A 16,834-nucleotide genomic window follows, 5' to 3' on the forward strand; every position below is an offset into this window, starting at 1 on the left:
ATTGGCACTGGCTTATCTAGCACCCTGTTGAGTTCTCAAAGAACAACCACACACCGCCGAGAAGCCCTGCTCTGCAGAACCCCCGCCCGGGGCATTTCGTTCATGTCCGCCGCTCTCGCGCCGGGCACTTTTACTACCTTACCTCACCGTCTTCCCCGTGTCAACCGGTGTGTCCCGGTCTGTCACGCTTCGTACGGGTTGGCGCCGCTGACCACGCGCAGCGGCAAACCGCTGTGCTGATCATCGGATTTGGCAGGCCGGCCGCTGCGGTCTCCCGCAAGCTCGCCCGGTTCCCTACCGGTCGACAACCTTACCCGGTCAGTTCCGCTCCGCCAAATCCGCCTCGCGGCGTTTCCGGCGGGCAACCGCCCGGACCGTGTCGGTCAGGAGCGTACCCCTTTTCGACCCGGCGCCAGTCCGGTTCGGCCATCCAGGACTTTCGTCCCGTTTGCCCCGTTCCGCGCTGGCAGAGAGAAAGTTACGCGTCTGCGGGTTTGATCGTCAAATCCGTGGGTAGCGTCCCGCGTCACACCATCCCCGATCGCCTATCCCACCTGGTCAAGGCGCCTCGGGGCCGGGGCCTCGGGACGAACGGCCCGCTCTGCCAGGGAGTAACGCCCTGCCCTGGCGCCTTCTTCCCGGGCAACCATGAGGGCATGACAGTCCTGGTCACCGGCGCGACCGGTCGAGCCGGGCGGCACGTCGCCCGGATCCTGCGAGCCGGCGGACACCCGGTACGCGCGGCGGCGAACGAACCGGGCGCCACGGGCCCCTGGGACGAGGCGGTGCCGTTCTCCTTCACCAACCGGGGAACCTGGGACGCGGCGTTCGCCGGCGTGGACCGGATGTTCCTCATGCGGCCCCCGCAGATCGGCAACGTGAAGCGGGACATGCTCCCCGCCCTGGAGCGGGCACGGCAGCTCGGCGTACGCCGGGTGGTCCTGCTCTCCCTGCAGGGCGCCGAGCGGAACCCGGTGGTCCCGCACCACGCCCTGGAGAAGTGGCTGCGCGGGTCGGGCCTGGAGTGGACCTTCGTCCGGCCGGGGTTCTTCATGCAGAACCTCTCCACCACCCACGCGGCCGACATCCGCGACCGGGACGAGATCGTGCTCCCGGCCGGAGACGGCAGGACCTCCTTCGTCGACGTCCGGGACGTCGCCGCGGTGGCCGCACTGGCGCTGACCGAGGCGGGGCACGCGGGGCGGGCGTACACGCCGACCGGCTCCCGGGCGCTCGGCTACGGCGAGGCGGCGGAGCTGCTGACCGCGGAGCTGGGCCGGCCGATCCGGTACGTACCGGTGGGGCCGCTGCGGTACTGGCGCAGCGCGCGCGGGCAGGGCATGCCGGCCGGGATGACGCTGGTGACGCTGGCGCTCCACACCACCTGCCGGCTGGGCCTCGCCGCCGGCGTCACCACCGACGTCCGTGACCTGCTCGGCCGGCCGCCGATCGGGTTCGCGCAGTTCGTCCACGACGAGCGGGCCGCCTGGTTGCGCGTACCCGGATCCGTTGGTGACCGGCCGGCCACCGCGACCGACGGTCGGCGGCCCACCGCGCGGAACGGCGGCTGACGTCAGCCGGAGGGCCGGCGGGCCGCCCGCCAGCCGCGGACGCCGAGCACCCCGACGGTGGTGCCGATGGCCAGCGACGCGGCGATCAGCAGGGCGTGCACCCAGAGGAACCCGGTCGGGGCGCCCTCGCCCACCGTCCCGGTGGACCAGGCGCGTGGGTCGTTCCAGATGGCGAGCCCGAACCTCGGCCAGATGAGCCAGGTCCACACCCCGACCCCGAGGAGGAAGAGGGACCAGCCGCGCGACAGCACCATGAGTGGCGAGTATGCCAGCGGGCGGGCCGGCCTCCCCCCGCCGCGGCCGGTGTCGCGCCGCCGGTCACACACCCCCTCCGGGAAATTGCCGCAATCGTTTCCACCGATGGTGCCCAGGGCACAGATCCGGAGGAGCGACGACGAACCGGAGGTGTGCAGATGCAGCCGTTCAACCCGTGGACCTGGCGCGACCCGGCGGCGCTCGCCGGGGCATACGACCGGACCGACCTGACCGAGGAGCCCCGGGACCGGCCGGAGAGTGACGGGCCGGACGCCCCCGGTCCGGGGACCCCGGTCGACCTGACCGGCTACCGGGTGGAGGCCACCGACGGCCGGATCGGCGCGATCGACGAGGCCAGCGAGGACGCCGGCGCGCGGTGGCTGGTGGTCGACACCGGCCCGTGGATCTTCGGTCGCAAGGTGCTGCTGCCGGTGGGCACGATCGCCCGCGTCGACCACCTGGAGCGGGTGGTGCACGTCGACCGGACCCGGGAGCAGGTCAAGGAGTCACCCGCCTTCGACCCGGACGACTTCGCCAGGCCGGAGTACCGGGAGCAGGTCGGCAGCTACTACGAGCAGAGCTACCGGAAGGGCTGAGCGGGCCCGCACGCCGCCCGGCCGGCCCCACGGCGCCGCGCCGCCCGCAGCCGCAGGGCCGCGACCACGCCGACCTGAGCGGCGGTACGACCACCGGGCCGGTCGGGATATCCGGCTGTACCCGCCCCGGCCGGCCCGCTAGGCTCGCCCCATGACCAGCGCGACCGCCCACACCACCGACACGTCGTACGACGTCACGGTCGGTGCGGAGCGACGCCGGCGATCCGTCGCCCGCCCGCGCTGACCCCTTCCCTGCGACCGGCGGATCGAGCCGCCGGTCATCGCCGATCGTCCTCGGTCCGCCCGCACTCTCCCCCCTTCGGAGATCCGCGTGACGGCGCGGACCGAGCGAGATCGGCGTACCCATGGATCTGGAAAAGCTGCTCACCGACCGGCTGGCGCCGGCGTTCGCGACCGTGGCCGGCGGCCCGGTCGACCCCGTCGTGCGGCGCTCCCCACGGGCGGACTTCCAGTCCGACGCGGCGCTGGCGCTGGCCCGGCGGCTCGGCCGCCCGCCGCGGGACATCGCCGCCGAGGTGCGGGACCTCGCCGCCCTGGACGACGTCTGCACCGCGGAGGTCTCCGGGCCGGGCTTCCTCAACCTGACGGTCACCGACCGGACGCTGGCCGCCCTGGTCGCCGACCTCGCCGCCGACGACCGGCTCGGCGTGCCGGTGACGCCGGCGCCCGAGACCGTGGTGGTCGACTACTCGGCACCGAACGTGGCCAAGGAGATGCACGTCGGGCACCTGCGCTCCACCGTCATCGGCGACGCGGCGGTGCGGCTGCTGGACTGGCTCGGGCACCGGGTGCTGCGGGTCAACCACCTGGGCGACTGGGGCACCCCGTTCGGGATGCTGATCGAGCACCTGCTCGACCTGGGCGAGACCGAAGCGGCGCAGGAGCTGTCCATGGGGGACCTGGACTCCTTCTACACGGCCGCGCGGCGGAAGTTCGACGCCGACGAGGCGTTCCGGGAACGGTCGCGGCAACGGGTGGTCGCCCTGCAGGGTGGCGACGAGCGGACGCTCCGGCTGTGGCGGCTGCTCGTGGCGCAGTCCGAGCGGTACTTCCTCACCGTCTACGCCCTGCTCGACGTCACCCTCACCGCGGCCGACTTCCGGGGCGAGAGCGCCTACGACGACCGGCTCGGGCCGACCGTCGAGGAGTTGGACCGGCTCGGACTGCTGCGGACCAGCGACGGCGCCGACTGCGTCTTCCCGCCCGGCTTCACCGGCCGCGACGGCGAGCCGCTGCCGCTGATCGTGCGCAAGCGCGACGGCGGGTACGGATATCCGGCGACCGACCTGGCCGCGCTGCGGCACCGGACCGCCGACCTCGGCGCCACCCGGCTGCTCTACGTGGTCGGCCTGCCGCAGCGGCAGCACTTCGAGATGGTGTACGCGGTGGCCGAGCTGGCCGGTTGGCTGCGGTCGCCGACCCGGGCGGAGCACGTCGGCTTCGGCTCGATCCTCGGCCCCGACGGGCGGATGCTGCGCAGCCGGGCCGGCGGTTCGGTGAAGCTCGTCGGGCTCCTCGAGGAGGCGGTGGCCCGGGCCGTCGAGCTGACCCGGGCCAAGAACCCGGAGCTGGACGAGGCGACCATCACCGAGATCGGCCGGGCGGTCGGCATCGGGGCGATCAAGTACGCCGACCTCGCCACCGACCGGGGCCGGGACTACGTCCTGGACTGGGAGCGGATGCTGTCCCTGGACGGCAACACCGCGCCCTACCTCCAGTACGCGTACTCCCGGATCCGGTCGGTGTTCCGGCGGGCCGGCACGGCCGCGCGGCCCGACGCGGCGATCCTCCTCGTCGAGCCGGCCGAGCGGGCGCTCGCCTTCGAGCTGGCCGGCTTCGCCGCGGTCGTCGGCCAGGTCGAGCGGACCCTGGCGTTCCACCAGCTCACCGGCTACCTCTACCGGCTGGCCAGCACGTTCAGCGCGTTCTACGAGCGGTGCCCGGTGCTGCGCGCCTCCGGGGAGCTGCGGGACAGTCGGCTGGTGCTTGCCGACCTGACCGCGCGGACGCTGCGGCAGGGGCTGCACCTGCTCGGCATCCGCACCCCCGAGCGGATGTGACCCGCTGCTTCTACCGTGGCTACCACCGCCCGGGGTCGGGGTCGTCCGGCGGGCCCACCTCCACCCAGGACCGGCCGCGCAGCGTCTCCACCCCGGGCACGCCGTCGACCAGCGCGCCGATGTCCACCACGGAATCCAGGGCGGCGGCCGGGTCGGCCCGCAGCTCGGCGATGGCCGACGGCAGGTCGTCGTCCTCCTCCGACCAGTCGATGTCGGCGGCGGTGAGCTCGGCGACCGCGTGCCCGGTGAGGGCCTGCGCGTCGGTGACCACCACCTCGACCCGGCAGTAGACCTGGAAGGTGCGCGAGGGTGGGAGGTCGATGTCCGCCATGCCGCCAGGATGGACCATTGCGGATCCAGTTCGAGCTCCGGCCGCTCGCCAGCGTGCCGACCGCCGAGTTCTTCGCGGCGGTGCACGACCTCGACCGTCGGCTCATCGCAGCGATGGGCGAGCGGGTCACCGAACTGGCCCGGACCGGGCCGCCGGCGGAGGTGGTCGGCTGGGAGCAGGTACGGTCCGGCATCGCCGAGATCTCATCCTGGCCGCTTCGGGACAGCGGGAGCTGATCAGGATTTCCGGTCGAAGCGGAACAACATCGACCGATAGCGTCGCTGCCGTGACCGCACCTGAGATCACCACCGCCACCCCGGCAGACCGCCCCCGCGTCATCGCCTCGCTGGTCGCGGCCTTCACCAAGGATCCCGTCCTGCGGTACCTGTTCCCGGACGAGGTGACCTATCCGCTGCACGCCGCCGCCTTCTTCGGGCACCTCTTCGACAAGCGGGTGCACAAGGGGACGGTCTGGACGATCGAGCGCGGCGCGTCGGTCGCGCTCTGGGAGCCGCCCGCGGCGGACAACCAGTCACCAGGAAATGATCTCGCCGCGCAGCTCCCCACCGACGCGCTGGCCCGCGTTCATGCCTACGACGAGGCCGTGCACTCGGCACTGCCGGCCGCCCCGTTCTGGTACCTCGGCGTCCTGGGCACGCACCCCGACAAGGCCGGCCGTCGTTGGGGGCACGCCGTCATGCGGGCCGGGCTGCGCCGCGCTGCCGCGGACGGCCTGCCGGCGGTGCTGGAGACCAGCAACACCGCCAACGTCGAGCTGTACCGCCGCGCCGGCTGGCAGGTGCTGCGCGTCGTGGCGGCACCCGTGCCGACCTGGATCATGCATCAGCCGGCCCGCTGAAGGCAGCCGGTAGAAGGCTTGGCGGGTGCCGCCCGCCACGGTCGATGCTCAGGCCGGGCGCAGCTCGTGAATGGCGAAGTGCAGGTCGAGTTCATCCCCGGGTTCGAACCACAGGCCCTCGGCGGCCAGCACGTCGGCGGCGACGATCCGGGCCTGCGCCACGGGTGTCGGGTCGGCACGGAAGCTCGGCCAGACCAGCAGGGGAAAGGCGTGTTCCTCGCCGTGGCGGCGCACGTCGGCGATGTCGCCGAGCGCCGCCGACGGCAGGGAATCGTTGGCCCAGGACCACAACCACGTCCGCTGGACGTGATCCACGCTGCCGATCACGGTGATGCGGCCGTGGAGGAAGTCCCGGCCCCCGCGGGACCAGACGATCGTGCCGTCATCCATGGACCAGTGGTACTGCACGTCGCCGCTGAGCCCGTGCTCGGCGATCATCCGTCCCTGCCGCTGCCCGACCCGGTTCCGAGCCGCAGCGGCGACCGACTCCCACAACTCGTGGTCGTGCGTAGCTCGTCGATCCACGTGGTCCATGGCCCTCCCACCCTCGGCGACACCGTCGGCGGTCAGCCACCGACTCCGCAGGATCGGCACCCTAACTGAGGCCGCGCTCGGCGGGTTCCGTGCCGGCGGCATGATCAGCAGCGTTGGCCTGCCGCAGTACGACGACGGGCCAATCGGCCGGGGCGTTCTCGGACGGCCCGGTCCTCATCGGGGAGCACCTGTTGATCAGATCTCGCCGCAGGCGGTTCCGGCAGTACCGGTAACGACAGAATCGCCCTCGCCCCACGAGTACCTGCTCTGATGGGTATCACCATGGAAAACCCGCGCCGAACGCGTCCGAGCGGCTTGCCGCAGCCGCGGCGGGTATTGGCAGGGGAAGCCAACCCGGAAGGAACTTCATGCGAGCGACTCTGATGTACGGGGCCGGAGACGTGCGGGTCGAGGAGGTGCCCGACCCGGTGCTCCAGGAGCCCACCGACGCGATCGTGCGGGTCGTCCGGACCTGCATCTGCGGCAGTGACCTGCACCCCTACCACACCATGCCCGCATCGGGGCAGGGATCGCCGATGGGGCACGAGTTCCTCGGCGTCGTCGAGGAACTCGGCTCCGAGGTGGCCGGCCTGAAGCGGGGCGCCCTGGTGGTGGCACCCTTCGCGTTCCAGGACAACACCTGCGACTTCTGCCGGGAGGGTGTGCAGACCTCGTGCCGCCACGGGGGGTTCTTCAGCACAGCCCAGGCCGAGTTCGTCCGCGTACCCCAGGCGGCCGGCACCCTGGTCACGCTGCCGGTGGGGGAGGATTCGCCGCTGCTGCCGTCGCTGCTGACCCTCGCCGACGTGTACGGCACCGGCTACCACGCGGCCAAGCGGGCCAACGTCGACCCGCGTACCACCGTCACCGTGATCGGAGACGGGGCGGTGGGTCTACTCGCGGTGCTGTCGGCCCGGCAGCTCGGCGCGCAACGGATCATCCTGATGGGCCGGCACAAGGTCCGCACCGACCTCGGCATCGAGTTCGGCGCCACCGACGTCGTCGCCGAGCGCGGCGAGGAGGGCATCGCCCGGGTACGGGAGCTGACCGGTGGTGACGGCACGCACGCGGTGCTGGAGGCGGTCGGCTACCGGGAGGCGTACGAGCAGGCGCTCGGCGTGGTCCGCGCCGGCGGCGTGATCAGCCGCGTCGGGGTTCCGCAGTACGACGAGGGGCCGCTCGGCTGGGGCATGTTCGGCCGCAACCTCACCCTCACCGGCGGGCCCGCGCCGGTGCGCGCCTACATCGACGAGCTGCTGCCGGGCGTCCTCGAGGGCACCGTCGAGCCGGGCAAGGTGTTCGACCGCACCATCGGCCTGGACGAGGTGCCCGACGGGTACCGGGCGATGGACAGCCGCGAGGCTCTCAAGGTCCTCGTCCGCATCTGACCGAACACCCGCGATGTCTCTCCGCCGGGAACGGGCGCGGCGTGTCGTCTCAGGCGCGTCGCGCCCCTCCGCCCACCTGACCGCCGATGCCCGGCGATGACGTGCGGGACAGCGAGCACTGCCGTTGGGGCCCGACAGTGGCGCCTGGGATCATCCACCCCTATGGATATCCGTGAGGTGACGCCCGGCGGTGACGATCGCCTGGCCCGGGTGTTGCTGTCCGTGCAGCGTGCGGCGTATGCGGTGGAGGCCGCGGCGATCGGTGACGATCGGATCCCGCCGTTGCACGAGACGTTGGACGAACTGCGCTCGGCGCCACTGCGCTGGCTGGCAGCCTTCGACACCGGTCTCGTCGGGGCGATCGCCTGGGCTGAGACCAACGTCGAGGTCGACGTTCACCGGCTGGTGGTTGACCCGGCCTGTCACCGGCGCGGGGTGGGCAGAGCTCTGGTGCGTGCGGTGCTCGTACGCGCCGGCCACCGCCGTACCGTCGTCGCTACCGGGCGCGCCAATGTCTCCGCCCGCGCGCTCTACGACGGGCTCGGCTTCGTGGCCGCGAGCGAGCAGGAGGTGATTCCGCGTCTGTGGGTCACGCGGTATGTCCACGACCCGGCTGCCGTGTCCCTGGCCTGACCGATCCGTGCTGCGGCCTTCGGACCTGGGCAGCGGTTCGTGAGGCCGGGGTGGCCGGCCAATCGCCCGTCGGAGCGGCATTCGGGAGCTGCCCCGGCTGGCTCACACGTCGCCATCGTCGTTGGATGCGCATCTGGCCGAGCACGGACGCCAGCCGTCTCAAAGGGGTATGACTGGTCCGGCCACTGCTGATCCGCGAGCGGTGCCGGTACCTCGACTGGCGCCGACGCCGCTCGCGGTCACTACCGCTTGGCCTCGTGCTCGGCGAGGAGATCCGAAGCCGATCTTTGAGGGCCGGGGTTCGGGGCAGAGCCCCCGAGGTCTTCGAACTCCTCTGCTCGCCTCGTCGGCAGGTTCCGGCCGATGGTGCCCGGATGGGCGCTCGGTGGCGTTGCGCTGGGGCCAAGCGGGGGTCAGCTGCTGGCGCGTCACGGCAACTTGGGCAAGACCGCCAACCATGCGCGGACGCGCTCAGCATCGGGCCCGGCCGGCAACTGATCAACAAGCGGCGCGAGCGGGGCAAGGAGGTTCTTGTGACGGCGAAGCAGCTGGATCTGCTCGATTGGCAGCGTCTGCCAACGATCAGCGAACTCGCCTGCCTGACTCGGCATCAGTGTCACCGCCGCCAGGACGCTTCGGATCAGCGCAGCCCGGTCCCACGTCCCGTCACCCGGCACCGACCCGAGTTCCCCGATAAGCAGGCTGCGCAGAGTGAACGCGTCCGCAGCGGCGCTCCAACGGTCGTAACCGGCGAACCGCTCGGCGTGGTCGGTCAGAGACAGCGCCACCTTCTGATCCGTAGGAGCGTCCCGCAGCCGTTGTCACCCGCCTCGCCTCCCCGCCGGCTTGTGTGCGGCGTTCATCGCGTGGCGGCCGTTGGCGTCGGGCTGGGGTCAGGCTGGGGTCAGCGAGCGTCAGTTTGGAAGAGCGTGCTGAAGCGGTTGTGATGCCCGAAACGCCTGCGGCCGACGGCAGAGCCGGATGCCGGTCGTGCCCCGTCATGACCGCCGGACGCCGCGGTTACTGGCCCGTGGATGGCCCGCGCCGGTGCGAGCGGGTTGCCCTGACCATCGGATAACTTGCCCTATGCCCATCATCGATCTAAGTGCGCCGGCCCGTCCCCCGTCGCCTCGCAGGACGACAAACTCTCGGTTGGTGGCAGCGCTGGCGGTATTGGGGCTCGGGAGCATCAGCTGGGAGCCCTTGGACTCGCCGCACGGAGAAACCGGGGCAGGTGACGACCTCAAGGACCACATTCCGGGGGCGCATGAGCGGTGGTGATGAAGGTTGTCTGTATTGGAAACCGTGGAAGCGACTTGCCGGAATCGGTTCTTAGTCTCACGGCAAATTCTGAATCCACCAAATTTCAGCTAACGGTCGGTAGCGCCTATGCGGTATACGCAATGGCGATCAGGCGGGGGAACCTCGGGCTCCTTGTGCTGAACGACTACGCTCGGCCGATCTGGTCTCATGTCGAACTGTTCGAGTTTATTGACGCCGCGCTGCCCTCGGACTGGAGCTTCACTACCCTGGAAGAGGAAGTTTTCGGCATTCGTGCGCTGTGGGGCTACCGCAGCTTGATTCAAAATCATTCGCATAATGATGACTTGATGGAGCGTAAGCGTAGCGCTTGGAAGGACTTCCTAGTCGACAACGAATGGGCAACCCGAGAAGGCCCAGATCAAGACAAGATGCGAATGCTGAACGAAATGTTCCAATCTGGACGCAGGTTTTTAAGGGCACCTGACAGGAAGTATGGAGGACACGGGCGGAAGTCGCTCGGCAGTGACCCGACTTGACCTGCCTCGCCACGCTGGTTGCCACATCTAGGAGCTGACCGCCGTTGACCGTCGTCTCCCATCCCAACGGGCACGCGGGCACGGGCCGACCGTCAGCTTGGGAATGGCCGCCAAACTTCCCCCACCCCCCGGACAGGTGCCAAGGACTGCGGCGGTCGGTCGGGGTCAAGGGCCGCCGTAGGCCATCGGCGTGCCGACGCGCAGCGCCCTTGACGCCGGGCGGGTGGCGTAGAGGATCGGGCACCCGGGGGACGGGTCACGCCCTGGTTCTCATCGTCGTCAAACTGCGGGCGGCGATCAACGAGAGGCCGGGGGCAAGCAGCTTCGCTGCGCGGCAGCCGATCGCCCTAACCTCAACGGGGAGCAACCCCGACGGCGATCGTCCCGCCTCAGCCCCTCAAGCCCTTGGTAGCCCCGTCAGCGTGGCCGGCCGGCCCGGCCGATGCCGGCCGAAGGTCGCCAGCAGGCCGGGGCCGGGCCGGCGCGGCCCGCTTGCGGGCCGCCTTGATCTGATAGAGCGGAATTCGGCAGTCTGTGACCGTCGCCGGATGTCCCGTTACGGGCATGCTTGATACTCGCGTCCCAGCACATGCTTGACACCTAGCGAGATGGCCTCGGGCCACCTTCTCAGAGGAGGGGCGGAGGCGGGCGGTGGCTGACCTTCAGTCGCCGCATCCGCTACGGCTCGTCGTGGGCCATCTCATCCGGGGAGATCCGGCTAAGGCTTCTGCCGGCATCCGTCTCGACCAGGGTGATGGCTCCGACCCAGCTGCAGTCGTCGGGATATTCCCAGGTCTCGGGGTCAGCGAGTACCTGTGAAAGGTCGCGCCTGTGTATGACCTCGCCTGGGGTCAGTCCTTCCCGTCCGTCATCGGGGATCCACCGGGCGTACCGGCGGACTTCGATGAAGCCGCGGTCGATCAGCGACAACAGGATCTGGGCCAGTTCGCCCAGGGGCATGTCGCGTTCGGCTGGGTCCAGGTCGCCGAAGACGCCCGCTAGGAGGTCCGACTCAAACGCGTTGGTGAAGAAGGCACGCTCGACGTTGGTCAGGCGCTCCCAGTCACGATGGCTCACCGGGCGATCGTGGCACCTCGCACGGCTGCAGGGTCACCCGAGCCCGGACCGGCTGGGCTAGGTTCTGCGTGCCCGTACCTACGTCGTGCCGTATCTGGGCACGAAAAAGCTTGCTCGGCTGCGGCCTTCGGACGTGCGGGCGTTTCTCTCACGGCTCAAGAGCGTGTGTCAGTGCTGCGCGTTGAAGAAGGACGCCAAACGGGCGGAGCGTGAGCGCCCGGCGAGGTGCTGCGCCAAGCAGCCTCGGCAGTGCTGTGAAGCGGTGCTGTCCGATGGTCGATCCGCTATGCCCACCGGCTGCCGCGGGCGGCGCTTCAAGACGCGGTGACGGAGGAGCTGGTGGCGAGCAACCCGGCGAAGGCCCTGCGGATCTCACACCGGTACCGGCCGAAGTTCACGCCGTGGACGGCTGATGAGGCCAAGCGGTTCTTGAAGGCGGCGCGGGATGACCGCTGGTATGCGCTCTACTCGGTCGCTCTGGCCCTCGGCCTTCGCCGCGGTGAGGCGTAGCGCTGCGGTGGGCCGACGTAGACCTGGTGGACAACGTGCTCCGCGTTCGGCAGTCGCTGCAACGCACCGGCGGTGAGCTCCGGTTCGGGCCGGTGAAGACGGACGGCTCGGAGCGGGCCGCGGCTCTGCCGCTCAGTCTGGTCGACGTGCTGCGAGGTCATCGGGCGTTGCAACGGAGGGAGCGGGAGGCGGCCGGGGACCGCTGACAGGAGCATGGATTGCTGTTCACGACGAAGATCGGCACGCCGATTGAGCCGCGCAACATCAACCGGCACTTCGACCAGCTGTGCGAGCGGGCAGGAGTTCGGCGTATTCGCGTGCATGACCTGCGCCATTCCTGCGCGACGCTGCTTTACGACCAGGGCGTGCCGCTCGAACGGATTCAGGACGTGCTCGGGTACAGCTCCCCCACCGTCACCAAGTCGATCTACGTGGAGGCGACGCGCCGGGTGCAGCAGGACTCGGTCGACCGGCTCGGCTTCCTCTTCGACGCGTAGGCGTAGGGGTCAGCCGTGGGGGTCAGAAAGATCGAGGGCCGGTCTCCCGTGATGGGAAACCGGCCCTTGACCTGCTGTGCGCCCGAAGGGACTCGAACCCCTAACCTTCTGATCCGTAGATTCCCAAGACCACTTCGTAGCCGTTCGGCAACGTCCGTGTCGTCCTGGTCGCCGCGCTTTCGGCAACTGGATCGGTCCGGGCTCGTCCGACTTCGTTCGCCCCGGTGGCTCCCACGCGTGGCTCCCAAACTGTCGGCTTGGGAATTGTCGATCTCCGGCAGGCCACGGGCTTGGCGGCCTGGTCTCGGCAGCCTCGCGTGGCCTCGGCTGGCCCCTGTTGCCCTCGCCCAATGGCACGCTAATGGCACGCCGGGTGCTTGCCCCGACCGCCGGCCGGAAGCGATCGCCGACCACCGCCTTGCAGAGGCGAGTAGCGGGCGCTGAGCGTAGGCGACTGATGGCAACGCCAGTCGCCCATGCCCATCGCCCATCGCCCGTTGCTAGCGGCTATCACCAGTGTCACGGCTCTCGCTGACTTTCCGCTGACGCTTAAGACGCCCACACAGCCTCTCCTGGAGACCTTGGCCGGCCCGCTAATCGCGGTCTACGAACTTAAACAGGGATCGAGGTGCTGGCGGGCCCGTCGGTGGCGAGTCGCCCAGGGTGCTCCGGGCGTCGGATCAGCCTGGCGACGACGGATGTCAGCCAGCCCGGCACCTTGGAAAAACAAGCTGGGCGCATTAGACATGATGTCTACATGTCTCGCGCTCAGACTCTTGCCGCCGCCCTTCTGGCCGTGCTGATGCTGGCCGGCGTAGCCTTCGCCGGTTGGGGTCTGCACGATCTTGCCCGTGCGCGAGGATGCCTGGAGAACGGCGCGGGCGTGTCCGGGTGGACTGGGACCACGATGACGGACGCCGGGTGCCTGATCGAGACGGAGCATCAGGGGACGATCCTGCTCGCGCTGTACGGTCCTGATTTCGGGACTACCTTGCTGGCGATGGCGGTCGCCGTTGGCTCGGCGGTTCTGCTAGTCGTACAGCTCGCGCAGCGTCGGCGGGATCGGAAGATCGCAGCATAGGCGGCTTCCGGCGTCGAAGCGGCCCGCCCAATGCCGAATCCAGTGGGAGCTAGGAGCCCAGAGGACTTGAACCCCAAAAACGCGATCGTGGGACATCGGGAGTGTGAGCGGTCTCTGACCTGCTGTTACCTCCGATTGACTTCCGCCGCCTGACATCTGTTTGCGGCCTCAGGTGGTCCCGATGTGGTCCCGATGATCTTGTCGGGCGAAGTGGTCCGAGGGTGCGGTCTGCGACGGACGCCACGCTGCCCCCATGCCGGGAGACGCCCTGATTTGAGCGGCGGAGCTTCAGTTTGGAAGAGCGTGCTCAGCCGGCCGTGATGCCCGAAACGCCTGCCGTCGAGGGGTGACCAAGTTGCGTCCGGTGCCCGCTCGTGACCGCTGCGCCTCGCGGTTACTGGCCCATGGATGGCCCATTACGGGCACGCCACGGCGCGTCTGCGGGATCTCCTCGGTCAGGCAGGCTTGTCCCTGCGCGAGGTTCCCCGGTCGTGTCAAGGCTCGCCGTAGGCGACCGCGAAGCGGCTTGGCCTTGGCGCGACCGGGGGTTCTCGCGTAGCCCTCGCGGTGCCTGACCGAGGGGAGCCCGCCCCACCCGCTCTTCACTGATCTCCGAGGGAAGGCCGGGGTCCGGGGCGGAGCCCCGGCAGTACACCTCTCGATGTCACACCTAGGGTGAAGTCGTGATCGACATGCAGGTGAGGACAGAGCAGGGGGCGATCGTCGCCCAGGGAAACCGCGGCTTTGACTGGTCGCAGGAACTCATTGATCTCGACCGGTCGGCTTACCCCATGCTCAGTGGGCTCTGCGCCTTCCTGGACACGATGTTCAACCTTCGTCAACTGCCGTCTCTGCTTGACGAGTTGGACCGCTTGCCGTCCGGCGTTGCGCTGGATGACGAGAGCCGAGCGGAAATCCGCCGGCTCTGTGAGGTCGCCCGGGTGGAGCCCCATCGCTATCTGTGGTTCCTCGGCGACTGAACCTGCCGCCAGCAAGCCAGAGCAGCAGTACCACCATCGGCACCAGGCAACTGGTGCGCAGTGTGGCCGGCCGGCCCGGCCGATGCCGGACGGAGGTCGCCAGCAGGCCGGGGCCGGGCCGGCGCGGCCCGCTTGCGGGCCGCCTTGATCTGATAGAGCGGAATTCGGCAACTGCGCGCGCTGCCTGCGCTGCCCCGGGAAGGGCGACGCACACCGCCCGAGCTAGCGAAGCGGCATTCGGGCGACGACTTGCCACTCGTACATCCGCCGGTCTCGGTGCATTTCGCTCAGGTCGACGTGCCTGATGGTGACGGCGGCGGGCTCAGGAGCCACGGACCGCACGGCCTGAACGTATGGCTCGGCGGGGCCATCGGCGGCTAGGTAGGCGACGCTCACGTGGGGCCGGTACCGGCTGGGGTCCTCCGGGACCTGGTCCTCACCGACAATGCGGCCGATGGCGGTCCGGGTAGCGGCTCGTAGTCCCTGGACAGGCTCGGCAGGTATCGCGGGCATGACGATGGCCTCGTCAGCAACGACGACCTGACTGAACTCGACGGCGACCGCGGGCAGTTGGGCGAGCTGCTTGCCTGATTTCGGCGGACACGAAAGAGCCCCCGACCTTGCCGTCTCGGCTGGTCGGGGGCTTCCCCTTGCTCTGTGCGCCCGAAGGGACTCGAACCCCTAACCTTCTGATCCGTAGCCTCGGCGAGGCGGTCCAGATCCGTCCGGATGACGGCCTACGCCCTTGTCGCATGCCGGTTGGCGTCCTGCTTGGTCCTGTCGAGTCCGGGCCTGTTGCTGTCACTCGTTGCTGTCAGGATGTCCGCCGGACGGTGCGCGGAGGGAGTGAGCGGTGGGCGAATGGTTCGAGACTATTGCCGACGTCGAAGCAACCCCCGAAGAGGCTGACCATCTGGGGGCCGAGGTGCTGTCGTGGCTGGTTGAGCAGGGCATCGTCATGCCCGAACCGACGGAATGCATCCTCGGCAACCAAGGGCACCGCCCCGGATTGAACTACACCGCTGCGACCGTCGAACCACGGGATGACCTGCACGAACTTGCCACCAACGGGTTCCGCGTGGTCACGGGGCAGTCAGTGTTCTACTCGATGGGCGTTGACCAGGTCGTCTGCCCACACTGCAACGCAGCCGTGGTGGACGGTCAGGACCATGACTCATGGAGCGACTTCTCACCGGTCATCGACGAGTGGTACCTGGGTGGGGCCGGCGTGCGTGCATGCAGGCACTGCGGCAGACCTGTCGGCATCAACGAGTGGGGATGGAGCCCGCCCTGGGGCTTCGGGTACCTGGGATTCGAGTTCTGGAACTGGCCCTTGCTCGACCCTAGCTTCGTCGCCGCCGTGTCCAACCGGCTGGTCCACCGGACCGTCCAACCATGCGGAAAGCTCTAACCCCTGCTTTGCAAAGATCAAGCGGCCTGTCGGCCGGCGGCGGTGACTGCCGCTGACCTGCTCGACTTGTCGGCTGTTGTCGCTCGTCTCTCCTAGCCGTCGGCCGGCTTGGCTGTACGGATGGCTGTACGGCGGTGTCATTGGTGTCAAGATCTCCGTGCACGTCGTCGTACGCCCCGGCTGATGGTGGGGCCGTTTAGAGGGAGCACCCATGGAGATCCGGGTCAGCAAGCCGTTCGATCCCGCCCGGCTGCTCGCTGACCTACGGATCATCTACGGCGACACCCTGCACAGCACACGATCCTTCGCTGTAGCCGCTGTAGCCGTCGGTGCTGGCGGTGCCGTCCTGCTCCTGACCTTCTCCGGCATGAGTGGCCTCGTAGGCCTCCTACTGGCGCTGGCGGCCTACGGCGTCTACCTCTTCTTCGGCAATTCGCGATCTCTAGGGCGTGCAGTGGCCGACATCCCCGAGATTTGCCAGCACGACGCGCTCCTCATCGTGACCGAAGACCGGATCACCCAGGAGCACCCCTCGATGCGCAGCGAGATCCTATGGTCAGCCATCAGCCGTGTCGTAGAAACCGACGCTGGTTGGTTGCTGTTCTACGGCTCTCGGCAGGCGATCTCGCTGCCCAAGGCGGGCATGGACGAGGACCAGGAGCTACAGTTCCGGGCCTTCCTCACTACGCGTGCGCCGGTAGCAGCCTGAGAGGTGCGACGTCCATCGGCGCGCCGCTGCCGCCAACCGTTCCTCTGCCCCAAGCCCATCTCCGCCGTGAGTCCGCACATCGTGGAACGGGCCTGTTCCCTGGTGTCAACACAACGATCCACCGTGTTGACACCAGGGAACAGGCCTGTTCGGCTTCGCCCGGACTCGCGGTGGAGGTGGGCGGCCTCATCTCTGTCGAAGATCCCCGCCGGAGGCATCGGTTTCGGGTTACTTGGGCAGCCTGCAATCGGCCGGCGCGCCGGCCGATGCCGGCGCTTGCGCCGCCAGCAGGCCGAGCGCGGCCGGCGCGGCCCGCTTGCGGGCCGCCTTGATCTGATAGAGCGGAATTCGGCAGTCTGTGACCCGTCGCCGGACGTCTAACCGCCTAGGTTGCGGATCTCTTCGTACAGGTCGTCCGCCGCGATTGCCCCTCGGTAAGGCTGGGCGCGAAGCATCGCCGCGAACCTGTCGAGCCGCTTCTTGATCCAGGAGATTTGGCGGTCCGCTGGCAGGTCGAGGATC

21 protein-coding genes are annotated in these 16,834 nt (G+C 69.3%); 15 read left to right on the forward strand and 6 right to left on the reverse strand.

From position 1 onward, the window contains the following. The first annotated feature begins 656 nt into the window (after positions 1–656). The gene (locus tag V6U79_RS29200) at positions 657–1,571 is read left to right on the forward strand and encodes an NmrA family NAD(P)-binding protein (protein WP_334616660.1); all 915 of its coding nucleotides are present in this window, start codon (positions 657–659) and stop codon (positions 1,569–1,571) included. 2 nt (positions 1,572–1,573) lie between these two features. Here V6U79_RS29200 and V6U79_RS29205 read toward each other — a convergent pair whose 3' ends face one another. Next, positions 1,574–1,825, reverse strand: coding sequence for an SCO4848 family membrane protein (locus V6U79_RS29205; protein WP_334616661.1), 252 nt, complete (start codon positions 1,823–1,825; stop codon positions 1,574–1,576). 159 nt (positions 1,826–1,984) lie between these two features. Here V6U79_RS29205 and V6U79_RS29210 point away from each other — a divergent pair, with 159 nt between their 5' ends. Continuing rightward, entirely contained in the window at positions 1,985–2,422 is a 438-nt protein-coding gene (locus V6U79_RS29210) for a PRC-barrel domain-containing protein (RefSeq protein ID WP_334616662.1), read from the forward strand. Between the two features lie 365 nt (positions 2,423–2,787). Next, positions 2,788–4,503, forward strand: coding sequence for an arginine--tRNA ligase (argS, locus tag V6U79_RS29215; RefSeq protein WP_334616663.1), 1,716 nt, complete (start codon positions 2,788–2,790; stop codon positions 4,501–4,503). A gap of 19 nt (positions 4,504–4,522) precedes the next feature. Here argS and V6U79_RS29220 read toward each other — a convergent pair whose 3' ends face one another. Next, positions 4,523–4,834 (reverse strand): hypothetical protein, encoded by a 312-nt coding sequence (locus V6U79_RS29220; RefSeq protein ID WP_334616664.1) that lies wholly within the window; start codon positions 4,832–4,834, stop codon positions 4,523–4,525. A 17-nt stretch (positions 4,835–4,851) separates the two neighbouring features. On the opposite strand from V6U79_RS29220, the gene V6U79_RS29225 reads away from it, so the two are divergent. Both V6U79_RS29225 and V6U79_RS29230 read left to right on the forward strand, forming a co-directional pair. Beyond that, positions 4,852–5,070, forward strand: coding sequence for a DUF5984 family protein (locus V6U79_RS29225; RefSeq protein ID WP_334616665.1), 219 nt, complete (start codon positions 4,852–4,854; stop codon positions 5,068–5,070). A gap of 50 nt (positions 5,071–5,120) precedes the next feature. After that, a complete protein-coding gene (locus V6U79_RS29230) occupies positions 5,121–5,693 on the forward strand; it encodes a GNAT family N-acetyltransferase (protein ID WP_334616666.1) in 573 nt (190 codons plus the stop codon). 48 nt (positions 5,694–5,741) lie between these two features. Here the strand turns inward: V6U79_RS29230 and V6U79_RS29235 are convergent, their stop codons facing one another. After that, positions 5,742–6,227 carry a DUF6882 domain-containing protein gene (locus V6U79_RS29235; protein WP_334616667.1) on the reverse strand — a complete coding sequence of 162 codons (486 nt, stop codon included), beginning with the start codon at positions 6,225–6,227 and terminating at the stop codon, positions 5,742–5,744. Positions 6,228–6,595: 368 nt separating this feature from the next. Here V6U79_RS29235 and V6U79_RS29240 point away from each other — a divergent pair, with 368 nt between their 5' ends. Together V6U79_RS29240 and V6U79_RS29245 are read left to right on the forward strand one after the other, a co-directional pair. After that, positions 6,596–7,615 carry a zinc-binding dehydrogenase gene (locus tag V6U79_RS29240; protein WP_334616668.1) on the forward strand — a complete coding sequence of 340 codons (1,020 nt, stop codon included), beginning with the start codon at positions 6,596–6,598 and terminating at the stop codon, positions 7,613–7,615. 162 nt (positions 7,616–7,777) lie between these two features. Continuing rightward, positions 7,778–8,248, forward strand: coding sequence for a GNAT family N-acetyltransferase (locus V6U79_RS29245; RefSeq protein WP_334616669.1), 471 nt, complete (start codon positions 7,778–7,780; stop codon positions 8,246–8,248). Between the two features lie 428 nt (positions 8,249–8,676). Here the strand turns inward: V6U79_RS29245 and V6U79_RS29250 are convergent, their stop codons facing one another. Further along, the gene (locus V6U79_RS29250) at positions 8,677–9,036 is read right to left on the reverse strand and encodes a hypothetical protein (RefSeq protein WP_334534320.1); all 360 of its coding nucleotides are present in this window, start codon (positions 9,034–9,036) and stop codon (positions 8,677–8,679) included. Positions 9,037–9,525: 489 nt separating this feature from the next. Here V6U79_RS29250 and V6U79_RS29255 point away from each other — a divergent pair, with 489 nt between their 5' ends. Beyond that, positions 9,526–10,047, forward strand: coding sequence for a hypothetical protein (locus V6U79_RS29255; protein WP_334534318.1), 522 nt, complete (start codon positions 9,526–9,528; stop codon positions 10,045–10,047). Positions 10,048–10,725: 678 nt separating this feature from the next. Here the strand turns inward: V6U79_RS29255 and V6U79_RS29260 are convergent. Further along, positions 10,726–11,124, reverse strand: a complete 399-nt coding sequence (locus V6U79_RS29260; protein WP_334534317.1) for a hypothetical protein — start codon at positions 11,122–11,124, stop codon at positions 10,726–10,728. A 339-nt stretch (positions 11,125–11,463) separates the two neighbouring features. Here V6U79_RS29260 and V6U79_RS29265 point away from each other — a divergent pair, with 339 nt between their 5' ends. The 5 genes from V6U79_RS29265 to V6U79_RS29285 all read left to right on the forward strand — a co-directional run bounded on the left by V6U79_RS29265 (position 11,464) and on the right by V6U79_RS29285 (position 14,192). Then, positions 11,464–11,634 (forward strand): hypothetical protein, encoded by a 171-nt coding sequence (locus V6U79_RS29265; protein ID WP_334616670.1) that lies wholly within the window; start codon positions 11,464–11,466, stop codon positions 11,632–11,634. A 35-nt stretch (positions 11,635–11,669) separates the two neighbouring features. Further along, positions 11,670–11,840, forward strand: a complete 171-nt coding sequence (locus V6U79_RS29270) for a hypothetical protein (RefSeq protein WP_334616671.1) — start codon at positions 11,670–11,672, stop codon at positions 11,838–11,840. 12 nt (positions 11,841–11,852) lie between these two features. Then, the gene (locus tag V6U79_RS29275; RefSeq protein ID WP_334616672.1) at positions 11,853–12,131 is read left to right on the forward strand and encodes a tyrosine-type recombinase/integrase; all 279 of its coding nucleotides are present in this window, start codon (positions 11,853–11,855) and stop codon (positions 12,129–12,131) included. A 757-nt stretch (positions 12,132–12,888) separates the two neighbouring features. Then, positions 12,889–13,212 (forward strand): hypothetical protein, encoded by a 324-nt coding sequence (locus V6U79_RS29280; protein WP_334616673.1) that lies wholly within the window; start codon positions 12,889–12,891, stop codon positions 13,210–13,212. A gap of 683 nt (positions 13,213–13,895) precedes the next feature. Beyond that, positions 13,896–14,192, forward strand: a complete 297-nt coding sequence (locus tag V6U79_RS29285) for a hypothetical protein (protein ID WP_334533165.1) — start codon at positions 13,896–13,898, stop codon at positions 14,190–14,192. Between the two features lie 222 nt (positions 14,193–14,414). On the opposite strand, the gene V6U79_RS29935 is transcribed toward V6U79_RS29285, so the two are convergent. Then, complete coding sequence (locus tag V6U79_RS29935; RefSeq protein WP_442933834.1) at positions 14,415–14,762, reverse strand: 2'-5' RNA ligase family protein; 348 nt, start codon at positions 14,760–14,762, stop codon at positions 14,415–14,417. 283 nt (positions 14,763–15,045) lie between these two features. On the opposite strand from V6U79_RS29935, the gene V6U79_RS29290 reads away from it, so the two are divergent. Next, positions 15,046–15,603, forward strand: coding sequence for a hypothetical protein (locus V6U79_RS29290; RefSeq protein WP_334616675.1), 558 nt, complete (start codon positions 15,046–15,048; stop codon positions 15,601–15,603). A 211-nt stretch (positions 15,604–15,814) separates the two neighbouring features. Then, positions 15,815–16,312 (forward strand): YcxB family protein, encoded by a 498-nt coding sequence (locus V6U79_RS29295; protein WP_334616676.1) that lies wholly within the window; start codon positions 15,815–15,817, stop codon positions 16,310–16,312. Positions 16,313–16,834: the final 522 nt, after the last annotated feature.

The sequence above is a fragment of the Micromonospora psammae genome (genome assembly GCF_036902725.1).
GTDB lineage: Bacteria > Actinomycetota > Actinomycetes > Mycobacteriales > Micromonosporaceae > Micromonospora.